This window comes from Sphingomonas morindae (assembly GCF_023822065.1).
GTDB lineage: Bacteria > Pseudomonadota > Alphaproteobacteria > Sphingomonadales > Sphingomonadaceae > Solisphingomonas > Solisphingomonas morindae.
The window spans coordinates 1489489-1512063 of record NZ_CP084930.1 but is presented as its reverse complement, the minus strand read 5'-3'; the positions used below and the strand labels follow the sequence as shown (position 1 = coordinate 1512063).

Below are 22575 nucleotides of genomic sequence, written 5' to 3'. Positions count from 1 at the left end.
CGCTCGCGCGCGAGGATCAAGCCCAGCATCCTTGCCGGCCGCCGCCGCCAGCGCTATCTCGCGGCGCAATCATGGCCGATCCGATCATCCTCGCCGTGCCCAAGGGCCGCATCCTGGGCGAAGCGCTGCCGCTGCTCGCGCGTGCCGGCATCCGGCCCGAGCCGAGCTTTGGCGACGAAGCCAGCCGCGCGCTGCGATTCGCCACCGATCGCGCGGATATCGCGATGATTCGCGTGCGCGCCTTCGATGTCGCGACGTTCGTGGCGCACGGCGCGGCGCAGATCGGCATCGTCGGTTCGGACGTGATCGCGGAATTCGACTATTCCGAACTCTACGCGCCGGTCGATCTCGGCATCGGCCATTGCCGCATCGCGGTGGCCGAACCGCGCGGCCTCGCCGCGACCGACGATCCGCGGGGCTGGAGCCATGTGCGCGTCGCCACCAAATATCCCAACACCACGCGCCGCCACTTCGAGGCGCGCGGCGTCCAGGCCGAGTGCGTGAAGCTGAACGGCGCGATGGAGATCGCGCCGGCGCTGGGGCTCGCCGATCGCATCGTCGATCTCGTCTCCTCGGGCCGGACGCTGGCGGAGAATGGCCTGGTCGAGGTGGAGACGATCGCCGAGGTGAGCGCCCGGCTGATCGTCAACCGCGCCGCCTACAAGACGCGCGCCGATGTGCTGGCGCCGCTGGTCGCCGCCTTCCGCGCCGCCGCGCAGGAGATGCCGCGTGCCGCCTGAAACCCGGGGCCCGCTGCGGCTCGACGCCGCCGCCGGCGATTTCGCCGAGCGCTTCACCGCGCTGGTCGAGGCGCGGCGCGAGGCCGATGACGATGTGTCGCGCGATGTCGCCGCCATTCTCGCCGATGTCCGCGTGCGCGGCGACGCGGCGGTGGCGGAGCGCACCGCCCGCTTCGATCGCCACGATCTCGACGCCACCGGCTGGCGCATCGAGCGCGCCGCCTGCGACGCCGCCCTGGCCGCGCTCGACCCGGCGCTGCGCACGGCGCTGGAACTCGCCGCCACGCGGATCCGCGCCTATCACGAGAGCCAGCGCCCCGCCGATCGCGACACCATCGATGGCGCGGGCGTGCGGCTGGGCGCGCGCTGGCTGCCGGTCGCGGCGGCGGGCCTCTATGTGCCGGGCGGCCGGGCGGCCTATCCCTCCTCGCTGCTGATGAACGCGATCCCCGCCAAGGTGGCCGGGGTGGAACGGCTGGCGATGGTGACGCCGACGCCCGACGGCGTGATCAACCCGCTGGTGCTGGCCGCCGCCGCGCTGGCCGGCGTGGACGAGATCTGGCGCATCGGCGGCGCCCAGGCGGTGGCGGCGCTGGCCTATGGCACCGCGCGGATCGCGCCGGTGGACGTGATCGTAGGCCCCGGCAATGGCTGGGTGGCCGAGGCCAAGCGCCAGCTCTACGGGCGGGTGGGGATCGACATGGTCGCCGGCCCTTCGGAGATCGTCGTGGTCGCCGATGCGGGCAATGATCCCGCCTGGATCGCCGCCGATCTGCTGAGCCAGGCCGAGCATGATCCGACCAGCCAGTCGATCCTCTTCACCGACGATCAAGGCTTTGCAGACGCGGTGGCGGCGGCGGTGGAGACGCAGCTGGCGGCGCTCGCCACCGGCGCGACCGCGCGGGCGAGCTGGCAGGCCAATGGCGCGATCATCCGCGTCGCCACGCTCGCCGATGCGATCCCGCTCTGCGATCGGCTCGCGCCCGAGCATCTGGAGCTTGCGGTGGCGGATCCCGATCCGCTCTTCGCGCGCGTCCGCCATGCGGGCTCGGTCTTTCTCGGCCGCCACACGCCTGAGGCGGTGGGCGATTACGTCGCCGGCCCCAACCATGTCCTTCCCACCGGCCGCCGGGCGCGCTTCGCCTCCGGCCTATCGGTGCTCGATTTCATGAAGCGCACCAGCTTCCTCGCCTGCGACGCGGCCTCGATCCAGCGGATCGGCCCGGCGGCGGTGGCGCTGGCCGAAGCCGAGGGGCTGCCCGCCCATGCCCGTTCGGTGGCGCTCCGCCTGGATCCGACCGCATGACCAAGACCCCGAACCGATCGCGCGCGCGCTCCGCCGCGCGCCTCGCCGCCGTGCAGGCGCTGTACCAGCAGGAGATGGAGGGCACGCCGCTGCCCATGCTGCTCACCGAATTCCACAATCACCGGCTCGGCGCGACCATTGACGAGGTCGAGTACGCCGATGCCGAGGTGAGCTTCTTCGACGATATCGTCGCCGGCGTGGACAGCCGGCGCGCGGAGCTGGACGCGCGCATCGCCACCCGGCTCGCGGCCGGCTGGACGATGGACCGGCTCGACCGGCCGATGCGCCAGATCCTGCGCGCCGGCGCCTATGAACTGATCGCCCGTCCGGACGTGCCGGTGGCCTCGGTCATCTCCGAATATGTCGATGTCGCCGACGCCTTCTACGACAAGCGCGAAAAGGGCTTCGTCAACGGCCTGCTCGACGCGGTGGCGCGCGACGTGCGCGGCTGAGGCCGGGCGCCGTGGCCGAGGCCGACTTCATCACCCGGCTCCGTCGCCTCGCCACCCATCCGGCCGCGCGCGGCCTTGCCGATGATGCCGCCGTGCTCGGCGATCTCGTGCTCACCCATGATATGCTCGTCGAAGGCGTGCATTATCTTCCCGACGATCCGGCCGAGGACGTCGCCTGGAAGCTGGTGGCGGTGAATCTCTCCGATCTCGCCGCCAAGGGGGCCGTGCCGCTGGGCGTGCTGCTCGGCTATCCCTTGGGCGAGGCGGGGTGGGACGCGCGCTTCGTGGACGGGCTCGAGCGGGCGCTCGCCCGGTTCGAGGTGCCGCTGCTGGGAGGCGACACCGTCTCCATGCCCCGTGGCGCCCCGCGGATGATGGGGCTGACCGCGCTCGGCCGCAGCGACATCGCGCCCGACCGGCGCGGCGCGCGCGCGGGCGACGATCTCTGGCTGGCCGGCGCGATCGGCGAGGCGGGGGCCGGGCTCGCCATCGCGCGCGGCGTCCCCGGGCCGGCGGCGCTGCTCGCCGCCTATCGCCGGCCGCAGCCGCTGCTCGCGCTCGGCCGCGCGCTGGCGCCGCACGCCCATGCCATGGCGGACGTGTCCGACGGGCTGCTGATCGATTCGGCGCGCATCGCCGCCGCCTCTGGCCTGGCGGTGACGATCGCGCTCGATGCCGTGCCCTGCTCGCCCGCGCTCGCCGCCTTTGCCGGCGCCGATCGCGACAGCCGGCTGCGTGCCGCCACCGCCGGCGACGATTATGCGCTGATCCTCGCCGCGGCGGAGGCCAGCGCGCCGGCGCTCGCGGCGCTGGGCGCGGTGCGGATCGGCCGGTTCGCGGCGGGCGAGGGGCTGGCGCTGCGCTGGCGCGGCGCCGCGCTGGCGCCGCCGGATCGGCTGGGCTGGGAGCATGGCTCCGCGCTCTGACCGGTTGCCAAGGCGCGCAAAGCCTTGTTCTATCTCCGACAGAGGCCCGGCGCGGCCGACCCCGGCAAACGCGGCGGGCGCACTCGATCACACGGGCCTCGTGAGGAGGATGCCCATGATCGTCATCTATCTGGCTATCGCATGCGGGGCGGTCGCCGTGCTCTACGGCCTTGTCACCAGCCGCCAGCTGCTGGCCCTGCCGCCCGGATCGCCGCGCATGATCGAAATCGCCGCCGCCATCCAGGAAGGGGCCGGTGCCTATCTGGCGCGCCAATACCGCACCATCGCGCTGGTCGGCGTGGTGATGGCGGCGCTGGTGCTGGCCCTGCTCGGCGCGGTGCCGGCGATCGGCTTCACGATCGGCGCGCTCCTGTCGGGCCTGACCGGCTTTATCGGGATGATGATCTCGGTGCGCGCCAATGTCCGCACCGCCGAGGCGGCGCGCCACGGGCTGCAGGCGGGGCTGACCACCGCCTTCCGCTCGGGCGCGGTCACCGGCCTGCTCGTCGCCGGGCTCGGGCTGCTCGCCATCGCGCTCTTCTTCGCCGCGCTTCTGGCGGCCGGGCATCGCCCCGGCGATACGCAGGACCGCGCGATCGTGGACGGACTGGTCGCGCTGTCGTTCGGCGCCTCGCTCATCTCCATCTTCGCCCGGCTGGGCGGCGGAATCTTCACCAAGGCGGCCGATGTCGGCGCCGATCTGGTCGGCAAGGTCGAGGCGGGCATTCCCGAGGACGATCCCCGCAACCCGGCGGTGATCGCCGACAATGTGGGGGACAATGTCGGCGATTGCGCGGGCATGGCGGCGGATCTGTTCGAAACCTATGTCGTCACGCTCGGCGTCACCATGATCTCGGTGGCGCTGTTCGCCGGCACGGGCGATCCCGCGGCCACGCTGCGGCTGATGGCGCTGCCGCTGCTGATCGGGGGCGTGTGCATCCTCACCTCGATCCTCGGCACCTTCTTCGTGCGGCTCGGCAGCGGCACGATCATGGGCGCGCTCTACAAGGGCTTCTGGACGGCGGCGCTGCTCGCGGTGCCGGCGCTCTATGGCGCCACGCGCTTCACCCTGGGCGCGATGGACCAGCCGATCGCCGCCACCGGCGCCACCGGCACCAGCCTGTTCCTGTGCATGGTCATCGGCCTCGCGCTGACCGGCGCGCTGGTGTGGATCACCGAATATTATACCGGCACCAATTATCGGCCGGTCAAGGCCATCGCCCGCGCGAGCGCGACCGGCCACGGCACCAACGTGATCCAGGGCCTGGCGATCAGCCTGGAATCGACCGCGCTGCCGACGATCGCGATCGTGATCGCGGTGGTGGCGGCGCACCAGCTCGCCGGGCTGCTGGGGATAGCCTTCGCCGCCACGGCGATGCTGGCGCTGGCGGGCATGGTCGTCGCGCTCGATGCCTATGGCCCGGTCACCGACAATGCCGGCGGCATCGCCGAGATGGCGGGGCTGGAAGCGAGCGTGCGCGGCCGCACCGATGCGCTGGACGCGGTGGGCAACACCACCAAGGCAGTGACCAAGGGCTATGCGATCGGTTCGGCGGGGCTGGCGGCGCTGGTGCTGTTCGGCGCCTATACCTCCGATCTCAAGGCCTTCTTCCCTGGCGTCACGGTCGATTTCGCGCTCGGCAACCCCTATGTGATCGTCGGCCTGCTGCTCGGCGCGCTGCTCCCCTATCTGTTCGGCGCCTTCGGCATGACGGCGGTGGGCCGCGCGGCGGGCGCGGTGGTGGAGGAGGTGCGCGCGCAGTTCCGCGCCAATCCCGGCATCATGCAGGGCACTGCCCGGCCCGATTATGCGCGCACGGTCGATCTCGTCACGCGCGCGGCGATTCGCGAGATGATCGTGCCGAGCCTGCTGCCGGTGCTGGCGCCGGTGCTGGTGTTCCTGCTGGTGCGCGCCGTAGCGGGGCTCGACAACGGCTTCGCCGCGCTTGGCGCGCTGCTGCTGGGCGTGATCGTGTCAGGCCTGTTCGTCGCCGTGTCCATGACCAGCGGCGGCGGTGCCTGGGACAATGCCAAGAAGTTCATCGAGGATGGCAATTATGGCGGCAAGGGCTCGGAGGCGCACAAGGCCGCGGTGACGGGCGACACCGTGGGCGATCCCTATAAGGACACCGCCGGGCCGGCGGTGAACCCGATGATCAAGATCACCAATATCGTCGCGCTGCTGCTGCTGGCGGCGCTCGCCCGATGATCGGGCCGGCGGCGGCGCTCAGGCGTCGCCGCCGCGCGCGCCAGGGCGGCGGGCGATGATCCGCGCCGCTACTAGGCCGAGCAGGGCGAGGAGGCCGATATCCGCGCCGCGGCGCCAGCGGCGCAGGCTGCGCTCGCCCGCCGCCGAGGCTGCATCCGCCTCGGGTCGGGCATTGGCCCGGCGCCGGGCCGCAGCTTCGCGCAGCATGGCGTCGCCGAGCGGATCGTCGCTCATCGCGCGGGGGCCGCCACCGATGCAGCCGGCGTCTCGACCTGCGCGGTCTTGGCGGGCATGGCCGCCATCGCCAGCGCCGCGATCGTTCCGGCGGCCAGCAAGATCTTCACCCGTTCCACGATGCTCTCCCTCGTCGACGGCGATCGCATCAGCGCGTCGCTTGCCCCGATGTTCCACGAAGATACGCCCGCGTTAACCAAGCTTTTCTTAAAAAGCCATTCTCTTCGCCCAAAGCCGCACGCGCCCAAGTAATATTCCAAACTTGTTTCCCGCCCGGGCCTCCGGATCATGAGGAGAGTGCGGCTCCATCCGCACGGAGCCGGATCGGGCAGGGGGAACGGAATGGACGATCTGCTGCGCAAAGCACTCGAACGACGGAGCCAACTGCGCGCGGAGTTGGAGGCCCTGGATCGGCTGATCCACACCTATGCCCGCATCCAGGAAGGCCAGATCAATTTCGACATGGGCGACACGCTTTTCCCGGTCGGCCGCGCCGGGCGTTCGCGCGCGGAGCAGAGCGCCCAGCTCAGCACCTTGCTCGACGATGCGCGCGGGCTGATCGTGGAGGCGGGCCGCCCGCTCACCCGGAGCCAGCTGGTCGCCGGGCTCGAGGCGGCCGGCCACCGGCTCGACGGCACCGACAAGGTCAAGGTGCTCGGCACCAACATCTGGCGATCGCGGCGCTTCTGGAACCTGAAGGGGGCGGGCTACTGGCCCAAGGATTTGCCCGTGCCGGACGAATTTCTGGCACTCACGCGGCGCGAGACCTCGCTCTGAGTGTACAGCCTTGGCCACGCGGAAAGGCGCCGGCACTCGCGGGCGCGGGAGAGGCTTCAGCGGATGCGATCTGGGGGGCCAGGCGGGCCTTCTTCGCGCTTGTGGTGCCCGGGGGCGGAATCGAACCACCGACACCGTGATTTTCAGTCACGTGCTCTACCAACTGAGCTACCCGGGCCAACGCATGTCCTGCGTGGGAGCGGCGCCTATAGAGGGCGGGAGCGGCGCCTGTCTAGAGCCATTTCGCACACGTGCGCGGCGGCCCGGAAGCGGCGCGCTCAGCCCTCCTCCTCCGTATCCATCGCGCGGCCGGGCAGGCGATAGCCTTCGCCCAGCCATTGCAGAAGATCGCGATCGCGGCAGCCCTGGCTGCAAAAGGGCGCGAAGTCCGGCTGGACCGGGCGGCGGCAGAGCGGGCAGGCGGCGTCAGCGCCCCGGGACGGCATCGGCATAGGCGGGGGATATGGCGCGCGCGGGATCGGCCCGCAAGGCGATCGCGCCCCCCACACGGCGGCCGAGCGCGGCGAGCCAGTCCGGCCGCGCCTCGAGCCGCGCGATCACCGCCGGCGCCGCGACCAACGTCACCGCGCCCACCAGCCCGGCGGCGCGGCGCAGCAGATCGAGCGCGGCGGTGAGCGCGGGATCGGCGCGCACCAGCTCGGGCAGCGAGGCGCGCGCGCGCGGCCGGACGATCTGCAGGAAACCGAAGCCGTTCACGGCGGTCCGCTCGAAGGGCGGGGGCAGCACCGCATCCAGCGCCGCCGCCGCCGCGCTGCGTTCGGCCTTGTTGCCGAGCGTCGGCAGATCGAGCCCGATCGAGCCGCCAATGCCGAGGCGGCGGATCGCCGCGCCCGCCGCACGGGCACCGGCGCAGGCGAGTTCAAAGGGCGGCAGACCGCCATCCACGTCGAACAGCGCCATGGCGGGCGTGGGCGAGAGGCGCAGCGCGCCACCGGGAAAGGCGATTTCGCCGCTGATCGCCTCCTCGATCAGCGCGCTCCAGCCAAGCGCCTCCAGCCGGCCCGCCTCGTGCGCGCCCAGCATCCGGACGGGCGCGCCCTGCAGCCGCTCCGCCAGCGCGGGCGCGGCACGCGGCGGCGCCTCGGTGATCCGCGCGCGCGCCGGCTTGGCGCGGCCGGGTTCGGGCAGCGCCTCGCGAATGATCTCGGCGTGCAGCGGCCGCCCTTCCGAAAGGCCGGGCGGCACCGCCTCCAGCACGCACGCGCCGCGCTCCAGCCGCAGCCAGGCGCCGCGCCCGATCCGCTCGCCCAGCCGCGCCGCGACGATCTCGCCGACACGCAGCCGGTCGTCGTCGCGGTCGATCGCGGCTTCGAGGATGCAGTCCTGCTCGACAAGGGCGGCGCGCTGTTCGCCGACGCCCGCGTCGACCAGCCATTCAGCCATGGATCAGCCCGGCGCCGATCAGCAGCGCCCGCGTCTCGAACAGCGGCAGGCCGATCACGCCGGAATGGCTGCCGGAGAGGAAGCGGACAAAGCTCTCGGCGAAGCCCTGAATGGCATAGCCTCCCGCCTTGCCGTGCCATTCGCCGCCGGCCAGATAGGCCTGGATCTCGTCGCTCGAGAGCCGCTTGAAGCCGACGACGCTGGTCGCCTGGCGGCGGCGCAGCGCGCCTTCGGGGGTGATGAGCGCCACCGCCGAATGGACGCGGTGGCGCCGACCCGAGAGCAGCGCGAGGCAGGCGCGCGCGCTGGCCTCGTCCTCCGCCTTGGGCAGGATGCGGCGGCCGCAGGCCACCACCGTATCGCAGGCGAGCACCGCGCAGCCGGGGTGGCGCACGGCCACCGCCCGCGCCTTTTCGGCCGCCAGCCGCTCGGCATAGGGCAGGGGCAGCTCGGCGCGACGCGGGCTTTCGTCGAGATCGGCGGGATCGACCGCTTCGGGCACGATCCCGATCCGCGCCAGCAGATCAAGCCGCCTCGGCGAGGCGGAGGCGAGCACCAGGCGCATGGCCGGCCGCCTTATTTGAAGCGGTAGGTGATGCGGCCCTTGGTCAGGTCATAGGGCGTGAGTTCGACAAGCACCTCATCGCCGACCAGCACACGAATGCGGTTCTTGCGCATCTTGCCGGCGGTATGACCAAGAATCTCATGATCATTTTCGAGTCGCACGCGGAACATGGCGTTGGGCAGCAGCTCCACCACCTGGCCCCGCATCTCGAGCAGTTCTTCTTTCGCCATCAAACCTCTGTATCGGGCAGGAGCCGCATAACCGGCGCCGCCATAGCGATTGCCGCCCGCAAAGGGAAGCCATCGGTCCATTTATCCAAGGCGCAGTCATTGCCGGTCAAGCTTTGGAGGCATAAGGCGGAGCCGCCATGCTATCGCAGAAAACCCGCTATGCGCTGCGCGCGCTGTTGCACCTCGCCGAAGCCGAAGCCGGCCGCCCGGTACAGGCCCAGGAAATTGCCAGCCAGCAGCGGGTGCCGCGCAAGTATTTGGAGTTGATCCTGCTGGATCTCAAGAAGGCGGGCTTTATCGGCAGCCGGCGCGGGCCGGGCGGCGGCTATGTGCTGGCCAAGCCGCCCGCCGAGATCAGCTTCGCCGATGTCATCCGCATCACCGACGGGCCGATCGCGCTGGTGCCCTGTGCCAGCCATAATTTTTACGCCCGATGCGACGATTGTCATGACGAGGCGCGCTGCGCCATCCGCCGGCTGATGGTGCAGGTGCGCGAGGATACGCTGCGCACGCTGGCGGGCACGTCGCTCGCCGATGCCGCCAGCTTCGAGATCGCCGGCGACGAGGGCGACGCGGCCGATCCGGAGCCGCGCGCGGCGGCCTCGGCGCGCGCGGACGCGCTGCACGCCTGAAGTCTTTATAGGCCCCGGCCAAGATTTTCCGCTTTCTCCCGACGGCCGCCACCCCATAGCAGGGAAAGGCACATGGGGAGATGCTGCTGATGCGCCGACGTTCCGTCCTGCTCGCGGGCCTTGCCGCGCTCGCCGCCGCCGGCCCGCTCGCCGCCGCACCCGCGCCCGCGCCCGCGCCGATCGAGCTGCTCAACGTCTCCTATGATCCCACGCGCGAGCTTTATCGTGCGGTGAATGCCGATTTCGCCGCCGCGTGGAAGCGCAAGACGGGGCAGACGGTCACGATCCGCCAGAGCCATGGCGGCTCGGGCGCGCAGGCGCGCGCGGTGATCGATGGTCTGCCGGCCGATGTGGTGACGCTGGCGCTCGCCTATGACATTGATGCGATCGCCAGCCAGGCCAAGCTGCTGCCCGCCAACTGGCAGACCAGGCTGCCCGATCACTCCACGCCCTATTATTCCACGATCGTCTTCCTCGTCCGCAAGGGCAATCCCAAGGCGATCCATGACTGGGGCGATCTGGTGAAGCCCGGCGTGCAGGTGATTACGCCCAATCCCAAGACATCGGGCGGCGCGCGCTGGAATTATCTGGCCGCCTGGGGCTATGCGCGCGGCGCCACCGGCAGCGATGCGGGCGCGCGCGATTTCATGACCCGCCTGTTCCACAATGTGCCCGTGCTCGACTCGGGCTCGCGCGGGGCGACCACCAGCTTCGTGCAGCGCGGCCAGGGCGATGTGCTGATCGCCTGGGAAAACGAGGCCTATCTGGCGATGCAGGAGAGCGGCGGCGGCAAGTTCGAGGTGGTCGTGCCCTCGGTCTCGATCCGCGCCGAGCCGCCGGTGGCGCTGGTGGACCAGAATGTCGATCGCAAGGGCAGCCGCGCGGTGGCCGAGGCCTATCTGCGCTATCTCTACACCCCCGCCGCCCAGGCGGTGATCGCGCAGAACTGGTACCGCCCGATCGATGCCGCCGTCTCGGCGCGCTACGCCAGCCGCTTTCCCCGCCTGAAGCTGTTCACCGTGGAGCGCAATTTCGGCGGCTGGACGCGCGCCCAGGCGGCCCATTTCGCCGATGGCGCGGCGTTCGACCAGATTTTCGCGGCGGCCAAGCACTGAGCCCGGCGCCGCCCCGACTGGACAGGCGCGCGCAAATGCGATCCTTGATGGGCCGATGAGCCGCCTTTCCCTTTCGCGCCGCCGCCGCCATCGGGGCGCCATGCCGGGGCTGGGCCTGACGCTGGGGCTCAGCCTGGCCTGGCTCGGGCTAATCGTGCTGCTGCCGCTGGCGGCGATCCTGTGGCGCTCGGTGTCGCTGGGGCCGGGCCATTTCCTGGCGATCGGCTTCAGCGCGCGCGCGCTCGCCGCCTATCGGCTGAGCTTCGGCGCCGCGCTCGCCGCCGCCGGGATCAATTGCGGCATCGGCCTGCTCATCGCCTGGGTGCTGGTGCGCTACGAATTTCCCGGCAAGAGGCTGGCCGGCGCGATGGTGGACCTGCCCTTTGCCCTGCCCACCGCCGTTGCCGGCATCGCGCTCACCGCGCTCTATGCGCGCAATGGCTGGATCGGCGCGCCGCTCGCGCGGCTGGGGCTTCCCGTCGCCTATACCCCCGCCGGCGTGGTGCTGGCGCTGATCTTCGTCGGCCTGCCCTTCATCGTGCGCACGGTCGAACCGGTGCTCGCCGATCTCGGCCATGATATCGAGGAGGCCGCCGCCACGCTCGGCGCCGGGCGCAGCGCCATCTTCCTGCGCGTGCTGCTGCCGGAAATCGCGCCGGCGCTGATCACCGGCTTCGCGCTCGCCTTCGCGCGCGGCGTCGGCGAATATGGCTCGGTCATCTTCATCGCCGGCAACATGCCCTATCATACGGAAATCGCGCCGCTGCTCATCGTCACCCAGCTCGAGCAATATGATTATGCCGGCGCCACCGCGATCGCGGCGGTGCTGCTCGCCACCTCCTTCGTGCTGCTGACCGGGATCAACATCCTTCAGGGTCGCGAACGGCGACGGCTGGGCCAGGGATGACGCCGCGCCGCGCCTCGTCGCCGCGCCGCTGGCTGATCGCGCTGGCGCTCGCCTGGCTGGGGCTGCTCATCCTGCTGCCGCTGGCGATGGTGTTCGCCGGCGCGCTCGCCAAGGGCGTGCCCGCCTTTCTCGCCGCGCTCGGCCAGCCCGATACGCTGGCCGCGATCCGCCTCACGCTGCTGACCGCGGCGCTGACGGTGCCGATCAACACGCTGTGCGGCGTCGCCGCCGCCTGGGCGATCACCAAGCATGATTTCCGGGGCAAGAATCTGCTCGTCAGCCTGATCGATTTGCCCTTCTCGATCTCGCCCGTGGTGGCGGGGCTGATGTATGTGCTGCTGTTCGGCTCGCGCGGCTGGTTCGGGCCGCTGCTCCTCGGCCATGGCATCCGCATCATGTTCGCCGTGCCGGGAATCGTGCTGGCCACGACGATCGTCACCTTCCCCTATGTCGCGCGCGAGCTGATCCCGCTGATGACCGCGCAGGGCCGCGCCGAGGAAGAGGCCGCGCTCACGCTGGGCGCGGGCGGGTTCGCCACCTTCTGGCATGTGACGCTGCCCAATATCCGCTTCGGCCTGCTCTATGGCGTCCTGCTCACCAATGCCCGCGCCATGGGCGAGTTCGGCGCGGTGTCGGTGGTGTCGGGCCATATTCGCGGGCTCACCAACACCATGCCGCTCCAGGTGGAGCAGCTGTACAATGAATATGATTTCGTCGGCGCCTTCGCGGTCGCCTCGCTCCTCGCCCTGCTCGCGCTGGTGACCCTGGCCGCGCGCGCGCTGCTCGAATGGCGCCACCGCGACCAGCTCGCCGCCAGCGGACACCGACCATGACCATCACCATCGATTCCGTCGTCAAACGCTTCGACACCGCCGCCGCGCTCGAGGGGGTGAGCCTCGCCATCGACGATGGCGCCTTTGTCGCGCTGCTCGGCCCCTCCGGCTCGGGCAAGACGACGCTGCTGCGCATCATCGCCGGGCTCGACCATGCCGATGAGGGCCATATCCGGTTCGGCGGCGAGGATGTCACCGATGTGCCCGTGCAGGCGCGCGGCATCGGCTTCGTCTTCCAGCATTACGCGCTGTTCCGTCACATGACGGTGGCGCAGAACATCGCCTTCGGCCTGACGGTGATGAAGCGCCGGGCGCGGCCGCCGCGCGCCGCCATCGCCGCGCGCGTGGCCGATCTGCTCGCGCTCGTCCAGCTCACCGGGCTGGAGAAACGCTATCCCGCGCAGCTTTCGGGCGGCCAGCGCCAGCGGGTGGCGCTGGCCCGCGCGCTCGCCCGCGAGCCGCGCATCCTGCTGCTCGACGAGCCGTTCGGCGCGCTCGATACCAAGGTCCGGCGCGAGCTGCGGGGCGCGCTGCGCGAGATCCATGATCGTGTCGGCCTCACCTCCATCTTCGTCACCCATGATCGCGAGGAGGCCTTCGCGCTCGCCGATCGCGTCGCCATCCTCAGCGCCGGCCGCGTCGCCCAATATGGCACCCCGGCCGAGATCGAGGCGCACCCCGCCACCCCCTTTGTCCGCGAATTCGTGCGCTGAGGTGGGGCGCCGCTAGACCAGGGTGTCCGGCTCGGGCTCGCGGCCGATCCAGTGGAGGCTGGCGCCATGGGCGCGCAGCCAGGCGCGCGCCGGGCCCGGATCGCCCGCGAGGCGGCGTTCGGCGGCCTTGAAGGCGGGGCTGTGATCCATGTGCAGGCGGTGGGCGACTTCGTGCGCGACCGTCGCGCTCAGCACGAAGGGCGGGGCGAGGATCAGCCGCCAGGAATAGCGGATGTCGCCGCTCGCCGAGCAGCTGCCCCAGCGGCCGCGCGGATCGCCGATGGCGACACGGCCCACCGTCACCCCCGCCTCGGCGGCGAGCGCGCGCGTCTCCGCCTCGAGTTGGGCGAGCGCTTCGCGGCGCGCCCAGTCCAGCACGCGGCGCGCGAAGCCGGGCAGCGGCCCGCCCACGCGCAGCCGCTGGCCCTCGAGCAGCGGCCGCCGCGCGGCGTCCGGCTGCCAGTCGAGCGTCAGCGCCGCGCCGCGAAAGGGCAGCCGCCCGCCGGGCCGGATCGGCGCGGGCACGGGCAGACGCGCGAGCGCCGCCTCGATCCAGCCGCGCTTGCTCTCGGCCCAGGCGCGCGCCTTGGCTTCGGAATGGCGCGGCGGCATGCTGAGCCGCACCGCGCCGTCGCGCGGATCCACCGTCAGCCGCAGCCCGCGCGCGGTGGCGACGCGGCGGATCTCCAGCGTGCGGCTCAGCCCCCCGGCCGAGAAGCGCGGCTCAGAGATCACGCTCGACGATATGATGTTCGAGATCGCCCGCATCATCCTCGCTCACCGTCCAGCCGCGCACCGAAATGCCGGCGCGATGCACCGATTCGGGATCGCCGGTGATCAGCGGATGCCAGTCCGGCAGCGGCGCGCCATCGGCGAGCAGGCGATAGGCGCAGGTGCCGGGCAGCCAGTCGATCGTCGCGAGGCTGCGCGGCGTGAGCCGCACGCATTCGGGCACAAAGGCCTGGCGCCGGCGATAATCGCTGCACCGGCCCGAGCGTCGATCGAGCAGACGGCAGGCGACGTTGGTGGGAAAGACCTCGCCGGTCTCCTCGTCCTCGAGCTTGTGCAGGCAGCATTTGCCGCAGCCGTCGCAGAGCGATTCCCACTCCTCGCGGCTCATATCCTCAAGCCGCTTGGTCTCCCAGAAGCGCGCGCTCATCGCACCCACCGGCGCAGCGTCGCCGCCACCGCGTCCGGCCCCTGATCGGCGGGCAGCAGCACGATCGGGGCGCCGTCCGGCCCGTAGAGGATAGGCTGGCTGACATGATCGACCAGATAGCCGGTGCTGCCCGGAGCGGCCGGCTGGGCATGGAAGGAGACGCCATAGGCGCGCGCGATCGGCGCGATGCGGTCGGCCGGTCCGGTCAGCCCGACAAGCTCGGGCCCGAAGGCGGCGACATAGCGCGCGAGCACCGGCGGCGTGTCGCGCGCGGGATCGACGGTGATGAAGATCGGCACGATCCGCCGCGCCACCTCGGCCGGCAGCCGGTGATAGCCCGCCATCAGCGCCTGGAGCGTGGTGGGGCAGACATCGGGGCAATAGCTGTAGCCGAAATAGATCAGCCGGTAGCGCCCGGCGAAGCTGCGGTCGCTGACGGGGCGGCCGGCCTGGTCGGTCAGGCTGAAGGGTCCGCCCAGCCGCGCGCCCGCCAGCGGCGGCGCCTCGGCCGGCGCGTGCCGATCCTGGCAGGCGGCGAGGCAGAGCAGCACCGCGCACGACAAGGGGCGAAGGTTCATGACAGGGCCAGCCATGCTGCGCTAACAGGCGCATTGCAAGCGAAGGGAGCAGAATGATGCGGGGATGGCGGGCCTGGGCGGGGGCGATGCTGCTGGCGGGCGCCGTGCCGCTCCAGGCGCAGCAATTCGTGTCGGACAGCTACAGCTTTCTCAAGGCCGTGCGCGATCGCGACGGCACCAAGGCGACCGAGCTTCTGGACAAGCCGGCCACCACCATCATCCAGGGCCGCGACAGCAATACGGGCGAGACGGCGCTGCACATCGTCACCCGCCGCCGCGATCTGACCTGGATGAACTTCATGCTCGGCAAGGGCGCGGACATCAACGCGCGCGACCGCGACGGGATGACGGCGCTGGCCATCGCCGCGCAGCTCGGCTGGGCGGAGGGCGTGCAGGATCTTCTCACCTACGGCGCCAATGTGGACTTGCCCAATAACCAGGGCGAAACCCCGCTGATCCTCGCCACCGAGGCGCACAGCCTGCCGGTGGTGCGCGCGCTCATCACCCAGGGCGCCGATCCGCGCATCGCCGATCACGTCGCCGGGCTTTCGGCGATCGACTATGCCACGCGCGATCCGCGCTCGGCGGTGATCCTCAAGGTGCTTCAGGAAGCCAAGCCCAAGACCAAGAAGGCAGTGGCGGGGCCGGGGATCAACGGCTGAGGCCATGGCTCAGTCCCAGCCGATCGCATCGGGATCGAGCCCGCCGAGCACGCGGCGCGCGGCCCGGCGCGCGAAGCGCAGCGTCTCGGCCTTGCGGCGCGCGGCGGCCAGCGGGCGGCACGGCGCCTCGCGCACGATGGCGGCATCGTAGCGATCGGCGACGATCAGCCCGCAGAGATCGGGGCGGAACGCCTCGGTCTCGAACGGAGCGAGATCGAAGCCGGGCGGCACCGCCCAGTAGAAACTGTCGCAATAATCCAGATATTCGGGCCATTTGCCATCGCCGAGCAGATCGGCGCGCGAGACCTTGATCTCGACGATCACGATCCGCCCCTTGCCGTCCAGCGCCATGATGTCGGCGCGGCGGCTATTGCCGAGCGGCACCTCGCACAGCGCCATGCGATCGGCGCGGAAGAAGAAGCGGGAGACGCCCCGCGCCACGTCCCGCGCCACGGGCGGGGCGTCGGCGAGGCATTCAGCGGAAGCGGAGCCGGACACGGCCCCGCCTTAGAACATCGCGCGAACGGTTGAAAGTCCGCTCAGCGGAAGAAGATGTGGTTTCCGATCGAGGCGATGCGGACCTTGCCCCAGCCCGGCGACACGCGCCGCGCATGGAAATAGAGCGCCGCCGGGGCGATCTGCTTCCACAGCCCCTCGCGCGCCACCTTGGCGATGGCGACGGCGCGCTGCCAGGCGCTGCTCGCCTGAGGCGGGCTCGGCAGATCGCCGCCACGCAGGAAGGAGAATTGGCCCGGCTGCCGGACCACGCCGCACACCGAATCGGGGAAGCGGCCCGACTTGGACCGGTTGAGGATCGTCTGCGCGACAGCGAGCTGGCCGGGCAGGGGCTCGCCCTTGCTCTCGTAATAAACGCTGGTGGCGAGGCAGCGCTCTTCCTCGGTGGCGGTGCTATCGTCCAGGTGATCGGCGACCAGCGTCTCGAGCGACTGGGGACTGGCGCTGCCCAGCGTGTCGGTCGTGGCGGAACGGGCGGGATCGGCCTGCGTTGAGAAGTCCGGATCGCTTTGCTGAAGCGCGTGGACATCCACGGCGAGGAGCGGGCCGGTGACCGCCGCGAGCATCGCGGTGGCGCTTCCCGCCGGCGCACCCGGCGTTTCGGAAGCGAAGGACGGGGCCGAAACCACCGTCGCACCGACGACGCAGAAGAAGGACGCAGCCGTGACGGCCGCGCGCAGCGCTTGACGCATTTCAGTCCGTAATGAGGCGGTGAATCAAGCTCGGCCCCCCGAACTTCCGGGCCTGACGCGATCCCCCGACTACGGGAGCCACCTTGAGAAACACGGGCGGCAGCCGTTACCAATGAATGACGGTCCTTTGACCCGGCGGTGGCGGCTGCGTCAACCCGTCGCGATCATTTCAGCGGCGAAGCGTTCGACTCCGGCGATATCCAGTTCCACCACCCACAGGTCCGGATCGATTCGGGTGCGTCCCCGGATATAGGTGTTAAGAGCCTCTGAATTCTCAACATCTTGTGGTCCGACCTTGGTCCAGCGATAGCGCGAATCGGCCTGGAGCAGCCGCTCGAACAGCCCGAAAAACGCGCCGCGATCAGCAAGATAGACGAGAATCGTTCCGGCCTCGGCATGACCGCGATGGAGCAAGGCGGCGCTGCCGCCGCGCGCCTCGGCCAGCCGCATCAGCGCGGTCGCCTCGATGCGCGCGGCGAGCCGGGCGGCGCTCATGCGGCGGGCACGGCATAGCCGGGCAGCGAGGAGAGGGCGAAGCGCGACCGCATGAAGGTGCCCGTGCCGCGGGCGATCTCCTCGCCGGCGGGATCGATCAGCCGCGCATCGGCGACGAGCACGCGCCGCCGGCCGCTCACCCAGCGCCCCTCCGCCACCAGCCGCCCGGCGCGGATCGGCGCGGTGAGCAGCAGATTGAACGCGGTGGTGAGCAGGAAGGTGTCCGAGACGAGGCTGTTGGCGGCATAGAAGGCGGCATCGTCGAGCATCTTGAAATAGAGCGTGCCATGCGCCGCGCCGGCGGCATGGTGGACGCGCGCATCCACCTCGAAATGGATGCGCGCCAGCCCGGCCTCGGCGATTTCCAGCCGCGATTCGAACAGGCGGTTGATCGGCGCGGCCGCATAGAGCGATTCCAGCGCCCGGAAATGGGCGGTCTCGCCGGTGGGCGCGGCGCTCACGCGGCGTCGCGCGCGTCGCCGTTGACGAACAGCGCGTAGAGCGCGTCGGCCGAGCCCGCGCCGCGCAGCTTGGCGACAAAGCCGCGATCGCGCAGCCGCCGCGAGACGCGGGCCAGCGCTTTCAGATGATCCACGCCCGCCGCCGGCGGCGACAGCAGCACGAAGACGAGATCGACGGGAAGCTGATCGATCGCGGCGAAGTCGATCGGGCGATCCAGCTTGGCGAAGAGGCCGATCACCCGGTCCAGCCCGTCGATCTTGCCGTGCGGGATCGCCACGCCCGCGCCGAAGCCGGTCGATCCGAGCCGCTCGCGCTCCTGCAGCCGCTCGCCCACCAGGCGCGCGTCCAGCCCCGCCTGCCGAGCGGCGAGCCCGGCAAGCGTGGCGAACAGCGCCTTCTTGGACGCGGCGTTCAGATCATGGAACACCGCCTCGGGCGCGAGGATGTCGCTCAGATCGTCCATGTGGGAAGGTATTCGGTTCCTCAGCCGCCGCGATTGGGCTCGACCCAACCGATCGTCCCGTCGCCGCGCCGATAGACCATGTTGAGCGCGCCCGTCCCGCTATTCTTGAAGAGCAGCGCCGAGGTGTTGCGCAGATCGAGCATCATCACCGCGTCCGACACCGAGGCGTCCGGCACGTCCACGCGCGTTTCCGCGATGATCAGCGGATTGTCCTCGACCGGCTCCTCCTCCTCGGCGCCGGCGCGGAAGACGGTGTAGCCGGCATTGGCATTGTCGAACAGCTCGGCCTCGCTCACCGCGCCGGTGGTGGCGCCATGCGCCTTGAGCCGCTTGGAATAGCGGCGCACCTGCTTCTCGATCTTGGCGGCGGCCTCGTCGAAGGCGGGGTGCGCCTCCATCCCGAAGCCGGCCGCCTTCAGCACCAGCCCCTGGGTGACATGGGCGACGATGTCGCAGCTGAAGCCATTGTCGTGCGGTCCCTTGCCGAAGGTCGCCTGGGCCCAGATCGCGCGGCTGAAATATTTGTCGGCGATCCCGTTCAATCGCTCGATGACATGCTCGCGCAGGGCGTCGCCCGTATCGACCTGGTGGCCGGAGACGCGAATTTCCATGTCCATCCTCCTTATGTCTTCGCCGGACGGCGACCGCCGCCCGCTTCTGGTCAGCCGGCGGGCGCGTAGCGCGCCCACACGGGATTGGACAACGTTGCGACGAAGGCGCGGTGCCGCTCCATCTCGTCCGCGCTCGGCTGGAAGCGGCGCGGCGGCCGCGCCTCGCGCGCCGGCGCCGCCGCCAGCACCGCCGCCTCGTCCGTCTCGACGAGGATCGGCGCGGCCTCGGCAAGGCCGAGCCCGATCTGGCGGCCGCCCATCAGCTCGACATAGAGCTGGGCGAGCAGCTGCGCATCGAGCAGGGCGCCGTGCTTCACGCGATGGCTGCGATCGATGCCGTAGCGGGTGCACAGCGCATCGAGGCTGTGCTTGGCGCCGGGATGCCGCGCCCGCGCGATCGCCAGCGTATCCACCATGCGGTGCATGGCGATGGGCGGGTGGCCGCAGGCGTTGAGCTCCCAGTTGAGAAAGCCGAAATCGAAGCTGGCATTGTGCGCCACCAGCGGCGCCTCGCCGAGAAAGTCCAGCAGCGCCGCGGCGCCCTCGCCGAAGCGCGGCTTGTCGGAGAGGAAGGCGAGCGACAGCCCGTGCACCCGCTCGGCCTCCACCGGCATGTCCCGCTCGGGATGGAAATAGGCGTGGAAGCTACGGCCCGTCTCCACGCGGTTGATGATCTCGACACAGCCGATCTCCACCAGACGGTGGCCATCGGCCGGGCTCAGGCCGGTGGTTTCGGTATCGAAGACGATTTCGCGCATGTCCGGCAGTATCGGACTCCGTGCGCCGTGAGGCAAGCGACCAGTCGGCGCACCGCCGCCCGCGTCGTGGCCAGATCGGCGCCGCTGTCCACCACGAAATCGGCGCGCCGGCGCTTGATCGGGTCGGGTATCTGCCGGGCCAGCACCTGGCGCAGCCGGAGCGCGCTCATCCCCGGCCGGGCGAGCACGCGCCGCCGCTGCCGCCAGGCCGGCGCGGAGACGACCAGCACCGCGTCGACGCGGCGATCGCCGCCCGTCTCGAACAGCAGCGGCACGTCGTCGACCAGCAGCGGCCGCGCGCGATGGCGACGCACGAAGCCGCGCCGCGCCCGATCGACCGCGGGGTGCACGATCGCCTCCAGTCGGCGCAGCGCGGCGCGATCGCCGAACACGCGCGCGCCTAGGGCCGCGCGGTCCACCCCGTCGGGCCCGGTGGTGCCGGGGAACGCCGCCTCGATCGCGGGCAGCAGCGCGCCGCCCGGCCCCTGCAGGCTACGCACTGTCGCATCGGCGTCGAACACCGGCACGCCCATCCGCCGGAACATGGTGGCGACCGTGGTCTTGCCCATGCCGATCGAGCCTGTCAGCCCGAGCAGGATCATGCCAGCAGCCGCTCCCGCAGCGCACGATCGCCGCCGGGTGGGGGCGCCTGGCCGAAGAAGCGGCCAAAGGCGATCGCGGCCTGGCCCACCAGCATCTCCAGCCCGTCGATCACCGGCAGGCCGCGCGCGCGCGCGGCGGCGAGCAGCGGCGTCTCGAGCGGGGCGTAGACGATGTCGTAGACAAGGCTGCCGGGCGGCGCGTGGCTGATGTCGAAGGGAAGCGGCGGCTGGCCCGCCATGCCGAGGCTGGTGGCGTTCACCACCAGATCGAGGCAGCCCGCGCGATCGTCGAACGGGAAGTCGGTGGGCTCGGCGAACTGCGCCAGCGTGATCGCATGATGGCCCTCGCCCGGCGCCAGCTCATCGAGCAGCGCCCGCGCCTTGCCGGGATCGCGCCCGGCCACGACCAGGGTGAAGCCCTGGTCCGCGAGCGCGGCGACGATCGCCCGCGCCGCGCCGCCGGTGCCGAGCACGCGCGCCATGCGGAAAAGGTGCGGGCGCGCGAGCAGCGGCGCGAGCGGCCGCAGGAAGCCGGGCGCGTCGCTATTATGGCCGACCAGCGCGCCATCGGCCTCGCGCACCACCGTGTTGACGGCGCCGATGCGCGCCGCCAGCGGATCGAGCCGGTCGAGCCGCGCGATCACCCGCTCCTTGTGCGGCACGGTGACATTGCAGCCGCGCCAGTCCGGATCGCGGCGCCGCGCGGCGAAAAAGGCGGGCAGATCGTCGGCGGAGACGGCGGTGCGCCCGTAGCGGCCGGCCAGGCCCAGCGCCTCCAGCCAGAAGCCATGGATCAGCGGCGATTTGGAATGATCGACCGGATCGCCGATCACCTCGGCATAGGGCAGGCTCATGCCGCCATCACGCCCGTATCGCGCAGCCAGGCGAGCAGCGGCATCAACGGCATGCCGAGGATCGTGAACTGGCTGCCGCTGAGCCGTGAGAAAAGCTGCACGCCCCGGCCTTCGATCCGGAAGCAGCCGACACAGGCGGCGATCGCCGGCCATTCCGCGTCCAGATAGGCCTCGAGGAACGCCTCGGAAAAATCGCGCACCTCGAGCGTCGCCTGATCCACCGCGCGCCAGATCGGCACGCCGTCGCGCGCCGCCACCACCGCGCTCACCAGCCGATGCCGGCCGCCGCGCATCGCGCGCAGCTGGGCGGCGGCCTGATCGCGGCTGTCCGGCTTGTCGAGCAGCGTGCCGTCGGCCAGCGCCACCAGCGAATCCGATCCGATCACCAGCCGGCCGGGCGCGCGGCGCGACACCGCCAGCGCCTTCAGCTCCGCCAACGCATCCGCCAGATCGCGCGCGTCGATCCCCTCGGCCTTGAGCGAGGCCTTGGCGGCCTCCTCGTCCACGCGCGGCGCCTGGCTCTCGTAATCGACGCCGGCCGCGTCCAGCATCGCGCGGCGCGAGGCGCTGCCGGAGGCGAGGATCAGCGTCATGGCGCCACCGTTTCGGCGGCGCGATCCTCGCGCTCATTGGCCAGATTGATGATCGCCGCCGCCGTCTCCTCGATCGAGCGGCGCGTGACGTCGATCACCGGCCAGCCATTGTCGGAGAACATGCGCCGGGCGAAGGCCAGCTCGCGCGCCACCCGATCCTGATCGACATAGGCGGTCTCGGTCATCTCGTTCAGCGAGAGCAGGCGGTTGCGCCGGATCTGCACGAGCCGTTCGGGGCTGGTCGTCAGGCCCACCACCAGCGGCCGGCGCAGCGTGAAGAGGTTGGGGGGCGGCGGGCTCTCCACCACCAGCGGGATATTGGCGACGCGATAGCCGCGATTGGCGAGGTAGATCGAGGTCGGCGTCTTGGACGAGCGCGACACGCCCGCCAGCACGATATCGGCATCCTCCCAATCCTCGGGGGCGACGCCATCATCGTGCGCGATGGTATAGTGGATCGCCTCGACCCGGGCGAAATAGGCCTCGTCGAGCACATGCTGGCGCCCCGGCCGGCCGATCGTCGCCTGGCCGAGCAGGTGCGACAGCGCCTCGATCACCGGATCGAGCGCGGACACCGCGCTCAGCCCCAGCGCGGCGCAGCGCGCCTCCAGCCGGCGCCGGACCGACGAATTGACGAGCGTGTAGATGATGAGCCCGGGCTTCTGCGCGATCTCCACCAGCACGCGATCGAGATGGCCTTCGGATCGCACCATCGGCCAGAAATGCTTGATCGCCTCCACGCCCTCGAACTGGGCGAGGCCCGCCTTGGCCACATTCTCCAGCGTTTCGCCGGTGGAGTCGGAAAGGAGATGCAGGTGCAGCCTGGTCATGCGCGGTCCGTGCTGGGCTTCGACGCCTGTGTGGCCAAGCCTGTGGATAAGCCGCCGTGTAGCCGCAGGGCAAGCCGGTGACAAAGCCGAAGCACGGATCCAGCCCCACTGTCCGTCTGCTTTTCGACTCTCTTCTCCACAGCCGCGGCCGCTTATCCACAGGCTGTGGATAGCGGGGGCGGCGCCACCGACTCGGCGGGCGACCGCGCCGGGGCGCCACGTCAAGCTGTTGGCAGATTCGCCGCCGCTGAATAAAC

33 protein-coding genes and 1 tRNA gene are annotated in these 22575 nt (G+C 71.0%); 13 read left to right on the top strand and 21 right to left on the bottom strand.

The window, feature by feature from the left end; translation table 11 throughout:
• The first annotated feature begins 71 nt into the window (after positions 1-71).
• The 5 genes from hisG to LHA26_RS07365 all read left to right on the top strand — a co-directional run bounded on the left by hisG (position 72) and on the right by LHA26_RS07365 (position 5633).
• Complete coding sequence (gene hisG / locus LHA26_RS07385; RefSeq protein ID WP_252168070.1) at positions 72-740, top strand: ATP phosphoribosyltransferase; 669 nt, start codon at positions 72-74, stop codon at positions 738-740.
• A complete protein-coding gene (hisD, locus tag LHA26_RS07380; protein WP_252168069.1) occupies positions 730-2046 on the top strand; it encodes a histidinol dehydrogenase in 1317 nt (438 codons plus the stop codon). Before hisG ends, hisD begins: the two co-directional genes overlap by 11 nt.
• On the top strand, positions 2043-2498 hold the full coding sequence (nusB, locus tag LHA26_RS07375; protein WP_252168068.1) for a transcription antitermination factor NusB: 456 nt from the start codon (positions 2043-2045) through the stop codon (positions 2496-2498). The genes hisD and nusB overlap by 4 nt, the downstream gene beginning before the upstream one ends.
• Positions 2499-2509: 11 nt before the next feature.
• The gene (thiL, locus tag LHA26_RS07370; protein ID WP_252168067.1) at positions 2510-3424 is read left to right on the top strand and encodes a thiamine-phosphate kinase; all 915 of its coding nucleotides are present in this window, start codon (positions 2510-2512) and stop codon (positions 3422-3424) included.
• A 115-nt stretch (positions 3425-3539) separates the two neighbouring features.
• Positions 3540-5633, top strand: coding sequence for a sodium-translocating pyrophosphatase (locus LHA26_RS07365; protein WP_252168066.1), 2094 nt, complete (start codon positions 3540-3542; stop codon positions 5631-5633).
• 18 nt (positions 5634-5651) lie between these two features.
• On the opposite strand, the gene LHA26_RS07360 is transcribed toward LHA26_RS07365, so the two are convergent.
• Positions 5652-5867 (bottom strand): hypothetical protein, encoded by a 216-nt coding sequence (locus LHA26_RS07360; RefSeq protein ID WP_252168065.1) that lies wholly within the window; start codon positions 5865-5867, stop codon positions 5652-5654.
• The gene (locus LHA26_RS07355; RefSeq protein ID WP_252168064.1) at positions 5864-6157 is read right to left on the bottom strand and encodes a hypothetical protein; all 294 of its coding nucleotides are present in this window, start codon (positions 6155-6157) and stop codon (positions 5864-5866) included. Before LHA26_RS07355 ends, LHA26_RS07360 begins: the two co-directional genes overlap by 4 nt.
• A 52-nt stretch (positions 6158-6209) precedes the next feature.
• Between LHA26_RS07355 and LHA26_RS07350 the strand changes: the two genes are divergently transcribed.
• Positions 6210-6644: a hypothetical protein gene (locus tag LHA26_RS07350; RefSeq protein ID WP_252168063.1), complete on the top strand. Its 435-nt coding sequence runs from the start codon at positions 6210-6212 to the stop codon at positions 6642-6644.
• Positions 6645-6746: 102 nt separating this feature from the next.
• Here LHA26_RS07350 and LHA26_RS07345 read toward each other — a convergent pair.
• From LHA26_RS07345 to infA, 5 genes are all read right to left on the bottom strand, one after another.
• A tRNA-Phe gene (locus tag LHA26_RS07345) sits at positions 6747-6822 on the bottom strand.
• Between the two features lie 100 nt (positions 6823-6922).
• Positions 6923-7096 carry a DNA gyrase inhibitor YacG gene (locus LHA26_RS07340; RefSeq protein ID WP_437441238.1) on the bottom strand — a complete coding sequence of 58 codons (174 nt, stop codon included), beginning with the start codon at positions 7094-7096 and terminating at the stop codon, positions 6923-6925.
• On the bottom strand, positions 7071-8048 hold the full coding sequence (locus tag LHA26_RS07335) for a ribonuclease (protein WP_252168062.1): 978 nt from the start codon (positions 8046-8048) through the stop codon (positions 7071-7073). Before LHA26_RS07335 ends, LHA26_RS07340 begins: the two co-directional genes overlap by 26 nt.
• On the bottom strand, positions 8041-8613 hold the full coding sequence (locus LHA26_RS07330; RefSeq protein ID WP_252168061.1) for a Maf family protein: 573 nt from the start codon (positions 8611-8613) through the stop codon (positions 8041-8043). The genes LHA26_RS07335 and LHA26_RS07330 overlap by 8 nt, the downstream gene beginning before the upstream one ends.
• Positions 8614-8624: 11 nt before the next feature.
• Positions 8625-8843 (bottom strand): translation initiation factor IF-1, encoded by a 219-nt coding sequence (infA, locus tag LHA26_RS07325; RefSeq protein WP_003049127.1) that lies wholly within the window; start codon positions 8841-8843, stop codon positions 8625-8627.
• Between the two features lie 137 nt (positions 8844-8980).
• Here infA and LHA26_RS07320 point away from each other — a divergent pair, with 137 nt between their 5' ends.
• From LHA26_RS07320 to LHA26_RS07300, 5 genes are all read left to right on the top strand, one after another.
• A complete protein-coding gene (locus LHA26_RS07320; RefSeq protein ID WP_367890743.1) occupies positions 8981-9475 on the top strand; it encodes an RrF2 family transcriptional regulator in 495 nt (164 codons plus the stop codon).
• A gap of 89 nt (positions 9476-9564) precedes the next feature.
• The gene (locus tag LHA26_RS07315) at positions 9565-10590 is read left to right on the top strand and encodes a sulfate ABC transporter substrate-binding protein (protein ID WP_252168060.1); all 1026 of its coding nucleotides are present in this window, start codon (positions 9565-9567) and stop codon (positions 10588-10590) included.
• A gap of 55 nt (positions 10591-10645) precedes the next feature.
• A complete protein-coding gene (gene cysT / locus LHA26_RS07310) occupies positions 10646-11497 on the top strand; it encodes a sulfate ABC transporter permease subunit CysT (RefSeq protein WP_252168059.1) in 852 nt (283 codons plus the stop codon).
• Complete coding sequence (gene cysW, locus LHA26_RS07305; RefSeq protein WP_252168058.1) at positions 11494-12330, top strand: sulfate ABC transporter permease subunit CysW; 837 nt, start codon at positions 11494-11496, stop codon at positions 12328-12330. Before cysT ends, cysW begins: the two co-directional genes overlap by 4 nt.
• Entirely contained in the window at positions 12327-13043 is a 717-nt protein-coding gene (locus LHA26_RS07300; protein WP_252168057.1) for a sulfate/molybdate ABC transporter ATP-binding protein, read from the top strand. Before cysW ends, LHA26_RS07300 begins: the two co-directional genes overlap by 4 nt.
• Positions 13044-13055: 12 nt before the next feature.
• Here the strand turns inward: LHA26_RS07300 and LHA26_RS07295 are convergent, their stop codons facing one another.
• The 3 genes from LHA26_RS07295 to LHA26_RS07285 are packed head-to-tail and all read right to left on the bottom strand — an operon-like array spanning position 13056 to position 14780.
• Positions 13056-13811 (bottom strand): M48 family metallopeptidase, encoded by a 756-nt coding sequence (locus LHA26_RS07295; protein ID WP_437441249.1) that lies wholly within the window; start codon positions 13809-13811, stop codon positions 13056-13058.
• The gene (locus LHA26_RS07290) at positions 13768-14202 is read right to left on the bottom strand and encodes a YcgN family cysteine cluster protein (RefSeq protein ID WP_252168055.1); all 435 of its coding nucleotides are present in this window, start codon (positions 14200-14202) and stop codon (positions 13768-13770) included. Before LHA26_RS07290 ends, LHA26_RS07295 begins: the two co-directional genes overlap by 44 nt.
• Positions 14199-14780, bottom strand: a complete 582-nt coding sequence (locus LHA26_RS07285; protein WP_252168054.1) for an SCO family protein — start codon at positions 14778-14780, stop codon at positions 14199-14201. Before LHA26_RS07285 ends, LHA26_RS07290 begins: the two co-directional genes overlap by 4 nt.
• Before the next feature lie 53 nt (positions 14781-14833).
• Between LHA26_RS07285 and LHA26_RS07280 the strand changes: the two genes are divergently transcribed.
• Complete coding sequence (locus tag LHA26_RS07280; RefSeq protein ID WP_252168053.1) at positions 14834-15442, top strand: ankyrin repeat domain-containing protein; 609 nt, start codon at positions 14834-14836, stop codon at positions 15440-15442.
• A 9-nt stretch (positions 15443-15451) separates the two neighbouring features.
• Here the strand turns inward: LHA26_RS07280 and LHA26_RS07275 are convergent, their stop codons facing one another.
• Together LHA26_RS07275 and LHA26_RS07270 are read right to left on the bottom strand one after the other, a co-directional pair.
• Entirely contained in the window at positions 15452-15940 is a 489-nt protein-coding gene (locus tag LHA26_RS07275) for an MmcB family DNA repair protein (RefSeq protein WP_252168052.1), read from the bottom strand.
• Positions 15941-15981: 41 nt separating this feature from the next.
• Positions 15982-16524: a cell wall hydrolase gene (locus tag LHA26_RS07270; RefSeq protein WP_252168051.1), complete on the bottom strand. Its 543-nt coding sequence runs from the start codon at positions 16522-16524 to the stop codon at positions 15982-15984.
• Here LHA26_RS07270 and LHA26_RS07265 point away from each other — a divergent pair.
• Entirely contained in the window at positions 16508-16645 is a 138-nt protein-coding gene (locus tag LHA26_RS07265; protein ID WP_252168050.1) for a hypothetical protein, read from the top strand. The genes LHA26_RS07270 and LHA26_RS07265 overlap by 17 nt on opposite strands.
• A 155-nt stretch (positions 16646-16800) precedes the next feature.
• On the opposite strand, the gene LHA26_RS07260 is transcribed toward LHA26_RS07265, so the two are convergent.
• Genes LHA26_RS07260 through LHA26_RS07220 form a run of 9 tightly spaced genes read right to left on the bottom strand, consistent with a single transcriptional unit; the run spans position 16801 to position 22318 of the window.
• A complete protein-coding gene (locus LHA26_RS07260) occupies positions 16801-17145 on the bottom strand; it encodes a DUF1491 family protein (RefSeq protein ID WP_252168049.1) in 345 nt (114 codons plus the stop codon).
• Positions 17142-17606: a PaaI family thioesterase gene (locus tag LHA26_RS07255; protein WP_252168048.1), complete on the bottom strand. Its 465-nt coding sequence runs from the start codon at positions 17604-17606 to the stop codon at positions 17142-17144. Before LHA26_RS07255 ends, LHA26_RS07260 begins: the two co-directional genes overlap by 4 nt.
• Positions 17603-18070: a PTS sugar transporter subunit IIA gene (locus LHA26_RS07250; RefSeq protein ID WP_252168047.1), complete on the bottom strand. Its 468-nt coding sequence runs from the start codon at positions 18068-18070 to the stop codon at positions 17603-17605. The genes LHA26_RS07255 and LHA26_RS07250 overlap by 4 nt, the downstream gene beginning before the upstream one ends.
• A gap of 20 nt (positions 18071-18090) precedes the next feature.
• Positions 18091-18681: a ribosome hibernation-promoting factor, HPF/YfiA family gene (hpf, locus tag LHA26_RS07245; RefSeq protein WP_252168046.1), complete on the bottom strand. Its 591-nt coding sequence runs from the start codon at positions 18679-18681 to the stop codon at positions 18091-18093.
• A gap of 50 nt (positions 18682-18731) precedes the next feature.
• The gene (gene dnaQ / locus LHA26_RS07240; RefSeq protein WP_252168045.1) at positions 18732-19439 is read right to left on the bottom strand and encodes a DNA polymerase III subunit epsilon; all 708 of its coding nucleotides are present in this window, start codon (positions 19437-19439) and stop codon (positions 18732-18734) included.
• On the bottom strand, positions 19400-20041 hold the full coding sequence (gene coaE / locus LHA26_RS07235) for a dephospho-CoA kinase (RefSeq protein ID WP_252168044.1): 642 nt from the start codon (positions 20039-20041) through the stop codon (positions 19400-19402). The genes dnaQ and coaE overlap by 40 nt, the downstream gene beginning before the upstream one ends.
• Complete coding sequence (gene aroE, locus LHA26_RS07230; RefSeq protein WP_252168043.1) at positions 20038-20895, bottom strand: shikimate dehydrogenase; 858 nt, start codon at positions 20893-20895, stop codon at positions 20038-20040. Before aroE ends, coaE begins: the two co-directional genes overlap by 4 nt.
• A complete protein-coding gene (locus LHA26_RS07225) occupies positions 20892-21488 on the bottom strand; it encodes a Maf family protein (protein WP_252168042.1) in 597 nt (198 codons plus the stop codon). Before LHA26_RS07225 ends, aroE begins: the two co-directional genes overlap by 4 nt.
• Positions 21485-22318, bottom strand: a complete 834-nt coding sequence (locus tag LHA26_RS07220) for a pyruvate, water dikinase regulatory protein (RefSeq protein WP_252168041.1) — start codon at positions 22316-22318, stop codon at positions 21485-21487. The genes LHA26_RS07225 and LHA26_RS07220 overlap by 4 nt, the downstream gene beginning before the upstream one ends.
• Positions 22319-22575: the final 257 nt, after the last annotated feature.

Coding starts and splice junctions, on each gene's coding strand:
- hisG (WP_252168070.1), top strand. CDS start 72: ATGGCCGATCCGATCATCCTCGCCGTGCCCAAGGGCCGCATCCTGGGC.
- nusB (WP_252168068.1), top strand. CDS start 2,043: ATGACCAAGACCCCGAACCGATCGCGCGCGCGCTCCGCCGCGCGCCTC.
- LHA26_RS07365 (WP_252168066.1), top strand. CDS start 3,540: ATGATCGTCATCTATCTGGCTATCGCATGCGGGGCGGTCGCCGTGCTC.
- LHA26_RS07360 (WP_252168065.1), bottom strand. CDS start 5,867: ATGAGCGACGATCCGCTCGGCGACGCCATGCTGCGCGAAGCTGCGGCC.
- LHA26_RS07355 (WP_252168064.1), bottom strand. CDS start 6,157: ATGATCCGGAGGCCCGGGCGGGAAACAAGTTTGGAATATTACTTGGGC.
- LHA26_RS07350 (WP_252168063.1), top strand. CDS start 6,210: ATGGACGATCTGCTGCGCAAAGCACTCGAACGACGGAGCCAACTGCGC.
- LHA26_RS07340 (WP_437441238.1), bottom strand. CDS start 7,096: ATGCCGATGCCGTCCCGGGGCGCTGACGCCGCCTGCCCGCTCTGCCGC.
- LHA26_RS07335 (WP_252168062.1), bottom strand. CDS start 8,048: ATGGCTGAATGGCTGGTCGACGCGGGCGTCGGCGAACAGCGCGCCGCC.
- LHA26_RS07330 (WP_252168061.1), bottom strand. CDS start 8,613: ATGCGCCTGGTGCTCGCCTCCGCCTCGCCGAGGCGGCTTGATCTGCTG.
- infA (WP_003049127.1), bottom strand. CDS start 8,843: ATGGCGAAAGAAGAACTGCTCGAGATGCGGGGCCAGGTGGTGGAGCTG.
- LHA26_RS07320 (WP_367890743.1), top strand. CDS start 8,981: ATGCTATCGCAGAAAACCCGCTATGCGCTGCGCGCGCTGTTGCACCTC.
- LHA26_RS07315 (WP_252168060.1), top strand. CDS start 9,565: ATGCGCCGACGTTCCGTCCTGCTCGCGGGCCTTGCCGCGCTCGCCGCC.
- cysT (WP_252168059.1), top strand. CDS start 10,646: ATGAGCCGCCTTTCCCTTTCGCGCCGCCGCCGCCATCGGGGCGCCATG.
- cysW (WP_252168058.1), top strand. CDS start 11,494: ATGACGCCGCGCCGCGCCTCGTCGCCGCGCCGCTGGCTGATCGCGCTG.
- LHA26_RS07300 (WP_252168057.1), top strand. CDS start 12,327: ATGACCATCACCATCGATTCCGTCGTCAAACGCTTCGACACCGCCGCC.
- LHA26_RS07295 (WP_437441249.1), bottom strand. CDS start 13,811: ATGCGGGCGATCTCGAACATCATATCGTCGAGCGTGATCTCTGAGCCG.
- LHA26_RS07290 (WP_252168055.1), bottom strand. CDS start 14,202: ATGAGCGCGCGCTTCTGGGAGACCAAGCGGCTTGAGGATATGAGCCGC.
- LHA26_RS07285 (WP_252168054.1), bottom strand. CDS start 14,780: ATGAACCTTCGCCCCTTGTCGTGCGCGGTGCTGCTCTGCCTCGCCGCC.
- LHA26_RS07280 (WP_252168053.1), top strand. CDS start 14,834: ATGATGCGGGGATGGCGGGCCTGGGCGGGGGCGATGCTGCTGGCGGGC.
- LHA26_RS07270 (WP_252168051.1), bottom strand. CDS start 16,524: ATGCTCGCGGCGGTCACCGGCCCGCTCCTCGCCGTGGATGTCCACGCG.
- LHA26_RS07260 (WP_252168049.1), bottom strand. CDS start 17,145: ATGAGCGCCGCCCGGCTCGCCGCGCGCATCGAGGCGACCGCGCTGATG.
- LHA26_RS07250 (WP_252168047.1), bottom strand. CDS start 18,070: ATGGACGATCTGAGCGACATCCTCGCGCCCGAGGCGGTGTTCCATGAT.
- hpf (WP_252168046.1), bottom strand. CDS start 18,681: ATGGAAATTCGCGTCTCCGGCCACCAGGTCGATACGGGCGACGCCCTG.
- dnaQ (WP_252168045.1), bottom strand. CDS start 19,439: ATGCGCGAAATCGTCTTCGATACCGAAACCACCGGCCTGAGCCCGGCC.
- coaE (WP_252168044.1), bottom strand. CDS start 20,041: ATGATCCTGCTCGGGCTGACAGGCTCGATCGGCATGGGCAAGACCACG.
- aroE (WP_252168043.1), bottom strand. CDS start 20,895: ATGAGCCTGCCCTATGCCGAGGTGATCGGCGATCCGGTCGATCATTCC.
- LHA26_RS07225 (WP_252168042.1), bottom strand. CDS start 21,488: ATGACGCTGATCCTCGCCTCCGGCAGCGCCTCGCGCCGCGCGATGCTG.
- LHA26_RS07220 (WP_252168041.1), bottom strand. CDS start 22,318: ATGACCAGGCTGCACCTGCATCTCCTTTCCGACTCCACCGGCGAAACG.